Source organism: Clostridium saudiense (assembly GCF_000577815.1).
Classification (GTDB): Bacteria; Bacillota; Clostridia; order Clostridiales; family Clostridiaceae; genus Clostridium; species Clostridium saudiense.
This window is the reverse complement of record NZ_CBYM010000067.1, coordinates 1-8,833: the sequence shown is the minus strand read 5'-3', so window position 1 is coordinate 8,833 and position 8,833 is coordinate 1. Positions and strand designations below refer to the sequence as shown.

General features: G+C 27.1%; 10 protein-coding genes. 3 read left to right on the top strand and 7 right to left on the bottom strand.

The genetic code is table 11. From position 1 onward, the window contains the following. Positions 1–24 precede the first annotated feature (24 nt). Positions 25–735, top strand: coding sequence for a 2,3,4,5-tetrahydropyridine-2,6-dicarboxylate N-acetyltransferase (gene dapD / locus TY07_RS16590; RefSeq protein WP_042402852.1), 711 nt, complete (start codon positions 25–27; stop codon positions 733–735). A 38-nt stretch (positions 736–773) separates the two neighbouring features. Here dapD and TY07_RS16585 read toward each other — a convergent pair whose 3' ends face one another. Together TY07_RS16585 and TY07_RS16580 are read right to left on the bottom strand one after the other, a co-directional pair. Further along, positions 774–1,442, bottom strand: a complete 669-nt coding sequence (locus TY07_RS16585) for a single-stranded DNA-binding protein (RefSeq protein ID WP_042402849.1) — start codon at positions 1,440–1,442, stop codon at positions 774–776. A 115-nt stretch (positions 1,443–1,557) separates the two neighbouring features. Then, positions 1,558–2,316, bottom strand: coding sequence for a polysaccharide deacetylase family protein (locus TY07_RS16580; protein ID WP_042402846.1), 759 nt, complete (start codon positions 2,314–2,316; stop codon positions 1,558–1,560). A 125-nt stretch (positions 2,317–2,441) separates the two neighbouring features. On the opposite strand from TY07_RS16580, the gene TY07_RS16575 reads away from it, so the two are divergent. Then, positions 2,442–2,975, top strand: coding sequence for a DUF4364 family protein (locus TY07_RS16575; protein ID WP_042402843.1), 534 nt, complete (start codon positions 2,442–2,444; stop codon positions 2,973–2,975). On the opposite strand, the gene TY07_RS16570 is transcribed toward TY07_RS16575, so the two are convergent. Then, a complete protein-coding gene (locus TY07_RS16570; RefSeq protein WP_042402839.1) occupies positions 2,972–3,847 on the bottom strand; it encodes a YncE family protein in 876 nt (291 codons plus the stop codon). The two genes, TY07_RS16575 and TY07_RS16570, sit on opposite strands and share 4 nt — an antisense overlap. Positions 3,848–3,992: 145 nt before the next feature. Here TY07_RS16570 and TY07_RS16565 point away from each other — a divergent pair, with 145 nt between their 5' ends. Further along, positions 3,993–4,244: a TIGR03905 family TSCPD domain-containing protein gene (locus TY07_RS16565; RefSeq protein ID WP_042402836.1), complete on the top strand. Its 252-nt coding sequence runs from the start codon at positions 3,993–3,995 to the stop codon at positions 4,242–4,244. A 60-nt stretch (positions 4,245–4,304) separates the two neighbouring features. On the opposite strand, the gene deoD is transcribed toward TY07_RS16565, so the two are convergent. From deoD to TY07_RS16545, 4 genes are all read right to left on the bottom strand, one after another. Further along, on the bottom strand, positions 4,305–5,015 hold the full coding sequence (gene deoD, locus TY07_RS16560) for a purine-nucleoside phosphorylase (protein WP_042402833.1): 711 nt from the start codon (positions 5,013–5,015) through the stop codon (positions 4,305–4,307). 206 nt (positions 5,016–5,221) lie between these two features. Then, on the bottom strand, positions 5,222–6,526 hold the full coding sequence (locus TY07_RS16555; RefSeq protein ID WP_042402829.1) for a bifunctional folylpolyglutamate synthase/dihydrofolate synthase: 1,305 nt from the start codon (positions 6,524–6,526) through the stop codon (positions 5,222–5,224). Positions 6,527–7,136: 610 nt separating this feature from the next. Further along, positions 7,137–7,364 (bottom strand): DUF3892 domain-containing protein, encoded by a 228-nt coding sequence (locus tag TY07_RS16550; protein ID WP_042402826.1) that lies wholly within the window; start codon positions 7,362–7,364, stop codon positions 7,137–7,139. A 140-nt stretch (positions 7,365–7,504) separates the two neighbouring features. Further along, positions 7,505–8,809, bottom strand: coding sequence for an MATE family efflux transporter (locus TY07_RS16545; protein WP_042402823.1), 1,305 nt, complete (start codon positions 8,807–8,809; stop codon positions 7,505–7,507). Positions 8,810–8,833: the final 24 nt, after the last annotated feature.

Sequence of the window (8,833 nt, the reverse complement as noted above, 5' to 3'; positions counted from 1 at the left end):
GCATAATGCAGAAAGGATGATTTTATGAATTATAATTTAACTGATCCTTATGAAATCGCAAGATTCATTAAAGATTCAAAAAAGACAACACCTGTAAAGGTATATGTAAATGGTGACTTAAGCGAAGCTTCACTAGAAAATATCGAATATTATGGTAATGACAATTTTTACATATTATTTGGAGAAACTGATGTTATTACTGAAATAATATTAGAAAATAAACACAAAATAAAAACATTTAGAGTTGAGAACGATAGAAGAAATTCTGCAATACCTATGCTAGATCTTTTATCAATAGATGCAAGAATTGAACCAGGTGCTATTATTAGAGATAGAGTTTCTATCGGTAAAAATGCTGTCATTATGATGGGTGCTGTTATCAATATTGGTGCTGAAATTGGTGAAGGAACAATGGTTGACATGAATGCAGTTATTGGTGCTAGAGGTCAACTTGGTAAAAGAGTTCACTTAGGTGCTGGTGCTGTTGTTGCTGGTGTTTTAGAACCACCAAGCAAGGAACCTTGCCAAATAGGAGATGATGCATTAATTGGTGCTAATGCAGTAATACTTGAAGGAGTTAAAATAGGTGCTGGTGCTGTTGTTGCTGCTGGTTCTGTTGTTACTGAAGATGTTCCTGCTGGTGTAGTAGTTGCTGGTTCACCTGCAAGAATTATCAAAAATGTAGATGATAAAACTAAAGATAAAACTCAAATCTTAGATGATTTAAGAAAATAAAAAAACTCCCAATTGGGAGTTTTTTTATTAAGCACTTTTTAAACAGCGCCTTCTTCGTGATTTACATTATCTGTATGTTTAGTCTCTTCTTCAGAAACCTTTTCCATTTTAGAAATTGAAACCTCATAAGCAACTTTTTTAACAACTTCATTTTCATTAATCTTCTTTTGATATTCACGACTTTGAAGTCTTCCCCATACCCTTATATTATCTCCAACTTCTAATGTTTGACAAAATCTTGAATTTCTTCCCCAAGCAATAGTTGGAATGTAATCTGATTTATTATATGCTCTATTTACAGCTAATAATACATCAGCAATTTCTCTTCCAAATGGTGTCTTTCTGTATACTGGTTCTTTACATATATAACCATCTAAGAAAATCTCGTTTGGATTCTTGCTTTTTTCTATGCATGGTTCAATATTTCTAGCGAAAACTGTTAATATTAATTTATTTGCTCCATCTACGAACTTATTATAAGATCTTAATTGACCTAAAACTACTATTTCCTTACCTATAGATAAATCCATATTACTTATAAGTCTTTCAGATACCGTAATGTTTAATAAATCTACAGAATCACTTAATCTCGTTACCTCCAATAGGAAAGTATAAAATCCTTCCCCATACATCTCATGACTAAACTCCATACCGCTCACGATTTTTCCTTCAAGATAAATCTTGTTATTTAACATCAAATTGTCCATCTTTACCCCTCTCTCCCTTAGTAATTAATAAGATTCTTATTGCTGTAATAAATATATCAAGGATTATTTCCATTATAATACAAATACCTCATAAGTTTCAATATTTTTCTAATATTTATTTTAAAATTTGTTCACCATTTTCATTTATGGTATAATTTCCATCATAAATTAGTTCACTAATGGTAACAAATTCATAGCCTTCATCACTTAACTCTTGAATAAACCTTTTTAAGTTTTGTGGAGTATATTTTGCATTATTATGAAATAGTATTATAGAGCCTTCTTTTGATTTTTTCCTTATTCTTTCATATTCTACTTCTGCACTCTCCTCCTTATAATCGATTGAATCTACATTCCATTGAATACATTCATATCCTAAACTTCTTACATACTCGACAGCTTTATCATTATAATCTCCACTTGGAAATCTAAATAATGTTGTTTTTTGCCCAGTTGCTGCATATATGATATCTTCAGTTTTTTTAATTTCATCAGACATTCTTTCTTCTGAAATTTTAGTAAATGAAGGATGTATATAACTATGATTTCCTATCTCATTACCACCATCACTTATTTTCATTAATTTTTCCCTGTTTTCATCGCTATAATTAACCCATCCACCCATTATAAAGAATGTACCTTTAGCATTACCTTCTTCTAAAACATCTAAAATATCATATATGTATTCTTTTTCCGCCCAATTTACATCAAATGTTAATGCTATTTTCTTTTCATCTGTCTTTACACTATATATAGGCAATTGTTTTGTTTGATTTGACCATGTACTTGTACTTTCGTTACTATAAACTACTGAAATAATTGTAACTAAAATAAGAATTAATATGTTTATACTAGCCTTCTTATTCACTTTCATAACAACACTCCTAAACTTAATTTTCAATAATTTATATTCTAAAAATATATTATTATGACTACAATATTCCATATGCTTAAATTTGTGATATAATAATATAGACACTTTCATAATGGAGGTTAATTATGTACGAGAATTCAGCAGAACTAGCAGAAAATAAACTTTTAGTATTATACGTTATAAAATCATTAAGGCAACCTATATCTAAAACTCAACTTAATGAGATTATTCTTGAAAATAATTTTATTAATTATTTTACTTTGCAACAATATATTAGTGAACTTGAAACTTCAGAGTTTGTTTGTTATATTGAAAAAAATAATAAAAAGTTGATAACAATAACACAAAAAGGAGAAAATGTTTTATCTATATTTAATGAAAGAATTTCTCCAATAAAAAGAGATATAATTGATAATTATATCTCCAAAACAATAGATAATATAAAAAAAGAACTAACTATTCATAGTGATTACACTATTGAAAAGAACAATTCTTTTATTGTTGATTTAAAGGCCCTTGAAGATGAAATATTACTTATAGATTTAAAAATTTCTGTTCCTACTAAAAAGCAAGCTTCTACTCTTTGTACTAAATGGAAGGAAAATCCTTCAGATATTTATACAAAAATCGTTCAAGCACTTTTTAATGAAGAAAATTAAAATAAGATCATAGCATTTGGTTCTGATTCAATTGCTATGATTTTTTCTATTTTATTTTCTTCCAATACAATTAATCTACCTTTTAAATAATCTCCTATATATAGTTTATTTTTATGCTTCAAAATCCCTTTAGGCATACCACCTATATATAGAGTTTTTTCCACGTAATATCTCTTTTTATTTATTATACTAATGCTTCCCTCTGTAAAATTTGTAATATAAATATACTCCTCATCTTCATACAAATCTATAGGAGATGTACCCACTTCTACTCTTGCTACATGGTTGAATGTTTCTATTGAGAAAACATCTAAAAAACCATTTTCATCACTTCCGAGATAACTCTCACAAATATAAACAAACTTTTCATTGTTAGATACCTTTACCTTAGTTGGATATTCTGGTGTCAAGAGAGTTTCTACTATTTCATAGTCATCAACTCTTATAATATTAGTGCAGTTTTCCTCTAAATTTGATACAAATATTAATCCATCTTTATTACAATAGTCAATACTATGTGGCCAGCTACCTGTTTCAATTTCCCATGATACTCTATTTTGGGATAAATCATATTCAACAATAGAATTAGACTCTCCACAAATTGTATAAATTTTATCTTCAACTCTTAATAAATCATTAGGTTTTGGACCTATTTTTATATTTCTAGATTCAATTAAAGGATCACATGTAAAAATTGATATAGAATCGCTATAATTATTTGCAGTTAAGATTTCATCTTTGTATTTTCTAATACCATGTGGACCGACTGGTGTTTCAGATAAAGCGAATAATATTTTTTTCACTTCTAAAGTATCTAACGTAATAAACGAAAGCGAATCAGCACCTGTATTGCATAAAACTATAGAACTCAATACTACACCCCCTTAAAACTTCTATGTATTTTAATATATGCAAATTCTGATTACTTCGCTAGTGTAATTTCATAGTTTTTCTTTATTTTTCTTCGATATCAATATATAATAATACGGTACTTATAATTTATTTGGAGGTTTAGATATGTTTGTTTATAAAACATCTGGAGTATGTGCCAGCGAAATTCATGTTGACATAAAAAATAACGTAATTGAAAATGTTGAATTTGTTAGAGGATGTCCTGGAAATTTATTTGGTATTTCAGTTTTAGTAAAAGGTATGAATATTGACGAAGCTATAGAAAAACTTAAAGGAATTGATTGCAGAGGAAAAGGAACTTCTTGCCCTGACCAATTATCAAAGGCTTTAGTTGAATATAAATCTTCTATTTCATAGTAAAAAGCGACAAGCTCTAACTTGTCGCTTATATTTTCTAAAACACTAATTTAATTACTCTTATTTAATCAATTCAAGAGCTATTTCCATCATATCAGTAAATGTATTTTGTCTTTCTTCTGGAGATGTTTCTTCTCCTTTAAAGATGTGATCAGAAATTGTTAGAATCGATAAAGCTTCAACCCCATTCTTTGCTGCTAATGTATAAAGTTCTGCAGTTTCCATTTCTACAGCTAAAACTCCATAATCAGCCCAAGTCTTTAATGAAAAATGATTTGTATCATCATAGAATAAATCACTTGATAATACATTTCCTACTTTAACATTTGCACCTTTTGCTTTTGCTATATTATATGCATTATATAATAAATCAAAATTAGCACTTGGAGCATAATCAAGCCCATTAAATCTTCTCTTATTAATACCTGAATTTGTTGATGCGCTTTGTGCAAGGACTATATCTCTTACATTTACATTATCACTACAAGAACCTGCTGATCCTATTCTTATAAGTCTTTTAGCTCCATAAAATTGTATTAATTCATTGACATAAATTGAATGTGATGGTAATCCCATTCCTGTACCTTGTATTGAAACTCTCTTTCCTTTATAAGTTCCTGTATAACCATACATTCCCCTTACTTCATTATAGCATACAGAATTTTCCAAAAAGTTTTCTGCTATAAATTTTGCTCTTAATGGATCCCCTGGTAATAATACTGTTTCTGCAATAGCTCCTTCTTTAGCCATTATATGTAAATGTTTTGACATATACATTTCCTCCTTTTCTTTACTTTATTATTTAATAGTATAGTATATTCTTTTCTAATAGTAAATGTTTAGCTTTCAAGTTAGGAAAAATTTTAGTTTTTGTTTTTTATTTTATGCTCATTTACGAGTATTTTATTTAAAAGTATATTGTATAACATTTTTCCTTATTTCTTAATCATAAAAAAATAAGAGTTCAAAACGAACTCTTATTTTTCAATATATTTTCTTATTATTTTTCTCATATCACCTATCATATATAATGAGCCACTTGCTAATATAAGATCATTTCTATCTGCATCACTTAAAGCTTTTATATATGCTTCTTCATAATCATCATACGCTTTACAATTTATATTATATTTTATTACTTCACTTCTTAAATCATCTGCTAATTCTGCTCTTATTGAATTAGGTGTAACAGCATATATTTTCTGAGCCATTGGTGTTATTACTTTAATCATTTCTTCAACATCTTTATCTGCTAAAATACCTAAAATTAAATATAAATTATTATATTTAAAATATTTATTTATATTTCTACTCAATGTTTCTATACCTTGTATATTATGTGCACCATCAATTACAACATAAGGATTAGTTGATAATACTTCTAATCTTCCCTTCCATGAAACATTTTTTATACTTTCAACTATATTTTCTATAGATATATTAGTTATATTTCTTTTGTTTAAAATATCAATTACTTTTATTACTACACTTAAGTTCATTATTTGATGTTCACCAAGCAATGGCAATAATATATTAACGTCTTTATCAGAATCATATTTTAGTAATTGGTATGGCTTATCCTCATTTACTACACTAATAAATTTTAATTTATTATTATCGGCTATATAAAGTTCTGAATTCATTTCATGACACTTATCTTTTATTACTTTTAAAGCTTTGTCATGTTGAGGGTATATTACTGTAGGAATGCCATTCTTAATAATTCCAGCCTTTTCCTCAGCTATTTCAGCTAATGTATTTCCTAATAAATTTGTATGGTCAAAACTTATAGAAGTTATAACTTGAAGTATTGGTTTAATAACATTAGTAGAGTCTAATCTTCCTCCTAAACCTACTTCTATAACTCCAAAGTCTATATTTTCTTTTTTAAAATATAAGAGCATTAAAACAGTAATTATTTCAAATTCTGTTGGATGATTATATCCACCCTTTATTACTTTATCTACAGCTTCCTTAACCTCATCCATTAAATCTGCTAAAGTTTCTTTTGGAATATTGTTTCTATTAACTTGAATTCTTTCTTCAAATTCTTCAATAAAAGGAGATGTATACATACCTACTTTATATCCAGCTCCAATTAATATTTCTGTTATCATCGAAGTCGTAGAACCTTTTCCATTTGTTCCTGCGATATGTATAAGTTTTAAGTCTTTTTCTGGATTACCTAAGTACTCTAATAACTTATGGGTTCTTTCTAATCCATAGTTTGAACCAAAATTACCAACCTCAGTGATATATTTCATTGCTTCTTCGTATCTCATATATTACCTCTTCTTTTTCAATTTGTATAATGCATAATCTTTGTAACACTTCTACATCTTTTAATATAAAGTCTAACAATGTTACTCCTCTATATCTGGTGACCTCAGTGTATAAACTAATTCTAACTAATAATTAAGTTTATACTACTAAATATAAATTATTTTTAGTTTAAATGCAAAATTATCTATTTTCTATATTGATATTTCTTTAATCCTAATCTTGTTTGCTTCTCTTATGATATTTCCAAAAAGCTATTATTTCTTGTAAATATTTTTCATCTTTAAATAGTTATTTCGTAAAAACAACAATTGTCATATACCAAAAATATATTTTTCATAAATATCCTCCGAAATCCTATTTATGTAATAATTATATATTATATTTTATAAAAGAAAAAGGAAACCAAATCTTCTGATTTCCAACACTAATCACAATTTTCTATAATTAACTATGTGCTTGTATTTCGAATTCTTATTTATTAAATATAATATTATCTACATTTTGAAATTGAGGCTTTATATAATACATAATTTAAAATAAAAATGACTAATAAAACTTACTTTAGCTTTATTAGTCATTTCATCACATTATATACCTTTTAAATCAAGTTTAATCTTCTTTAGACATTGATGATAAATTATTTCCTTGAGTTCCATCTGGTTTAGTTCTTAAATACTCTTCACCTTTTTTAGAATGAGCAATAATTACACCATCGATTTGTCCATTTTTAGCCATCTCTACTCCTTGTGCTTTATCAACTGTTGTACCATTTTCTAATACATATTGCATTATTTCTCCACTACTATCTTTAATTGTTTCAACTATTTTATTACTCATATTATTATTCACCTCTTAATCTTATTTTTCACAAAATGAATATTATTATACATAATAATATTCATTTTATATGCTTTTCTAATAATATGAATAAAATTCCATTATAAATATGTAAAATATATCTATTTTACATATTACATTTAAGAGTTTTTCTTTACTAAAATAAACACTACAATTAAAGTTAATACTTCTCCTATAGGAACACTAATCCAAACTCCATTGATTCCAAAGAAAATAGGCAAAATAAATACACAAATAGAAACAAATAAAAGTCCTCTTGAAAAGGCAATTATAAATGACTCCTTTGCTAATTCTATAGATTGAAAATATGCTCCTGTTACCATATTTACCCCCATTATTATAAAAGCTGTTGAGTAAATTCTAATTGAATTAATTGCAATTGATAAAACATCCTTACTAGGCTTTACAAAAACTCTAACTATTTGCTCTGGAAACAATATACATAGTATAAAAAATGCTACTCCAATAATTAAGGCCGTAACTAATCCTAATTTTCTAAATATAAGTGCTCTATCTTTCAAGTTTGCACCAACATTAATACTTACTAATGGTTGAATTGTTTGACTTATTCCATTAAATAGTGCAACTGCAATTATTCCAGTATTTGAAATAATGCTATAAGCTGTTACCCCATCATCTCCAATAATTTTAAGTATTTGTATGTTAAAAATAAATATTACAAATCCCAATGATACCTCTATAAATAAACTTGGTAATCCACATTTTATTATTCTTATTACATTGGTTAATTTATAAAAACCACTTTTAAACTTTAATGTATTATTCTTTGATAAAAGGTGTGTTAATAAAATAAGAAAACTAATAGTATATGAAAAAACTGTTGCTATTGCTGCACCTTTCATTCCCATTTTTAAAGGAAATACAAAAATATAATCTAATATTATATTTAAGACCCCACTAAAAATCACAGCAAACATAGCTTTTTTAGGTGCTTTATCTGCTCTAATAAACGGTGCTAATATACTACCCATTACAAAAGGAATTGTACCAAATACAACAACTATCATATATTCCTTAACTAACGGTAAGACTTCCTTTGTTGCTCCAAGAATCACTGCAATTTCCTCAAGAAAAACAAAACCAACAATAGTATAAATAATAGCTAATATCAATCCAAATACAAAAGATAAAGTGAATATCTTTTGAGCTTTATCCTCTCTTTCTCTCCCCTTTTCAATAGACATCAATGTTGAACCACCAATACCAATTAAAAGTCCAGTTCCAAAATAAATTGAGTAAATTGGTAATGCTATATTTAATGCTGTTAGCCCTAAACTCCCAACCCCTTGTCCAATAAATATTGTATCAAATAATATATATATTGAAGTAGATAAAGCTGCACACATAGTTGGAAAGAAATATTTAAAATACAACTTATATACATTATCTTTTAATAGATTCATAATACCCCCCAATCATTTTATACC

Excerpts from the sequence above, each read along its gene's own strand:
- dapD (WP_042402852.1), top strand. The coding sequence starts at position 25 with ATGAATTATAATTTAACTGATCCTTATGAAATCGCAAGATTCATTAAA.
- TY07_RS16585 (WP_042402849.1), bottom strand. The coding sequence starts at position 1,442 with ATGGACAATTTGATGTTAAATAACAAGATTTATCTTGAAGGAAAAATC.
- TY07_RS16580 (WP_042402846.1), bottom strand. The coding sequence starts at position 2,316 with ATGAAAGTGAATAAGAAGGCTAGTATAAACATATTAATTCTTATTTTA.
- TY07_RS16575 (WP_042402843.1), top strand. The coding sequence starts at position 2,442 with ATGTACGAGAATTCAGCAGAACTAGCAGAAAATAAACTTTTAGTATTA.
- TY07_RS16565 (WP_042402836.1), top strand. The coding sequence starts at position 3,993 with ATGTTTGTTTATAAAACATCTGGAGTATGTGCCAGCGAAATTCATGTT.
- deoD (WP_042402833.1), bottom strand. The coding sequence starts at position 5,015 with ATGTCAAAACATTTACATATAATGGCTAAAGAAGGAGCTATTGCAGAA.
- TY07_RS16555 (WP_042402829.1), bottom strand. The coding sequence starts at position 6,526 with ATGAGATACGAAGAAGCAATGAAATATATCACTGAGGTTGGTAATTTT.
- TY07_RS16550 (WP_042402826.1), bottom strand. The coding sequence starts at position 7,364 with ATGAGTAATAAAATAGTTGAAACAATTAAAGATAGTAGTGGAGAAATA.
- TY07_RS16545 (WP_042402823.1), bottom strand. The coding sequence starts at position 8,809 with ATGAATCTATTAAAAGATAATGTATATAAGTTGTATTTTAAATATTTC.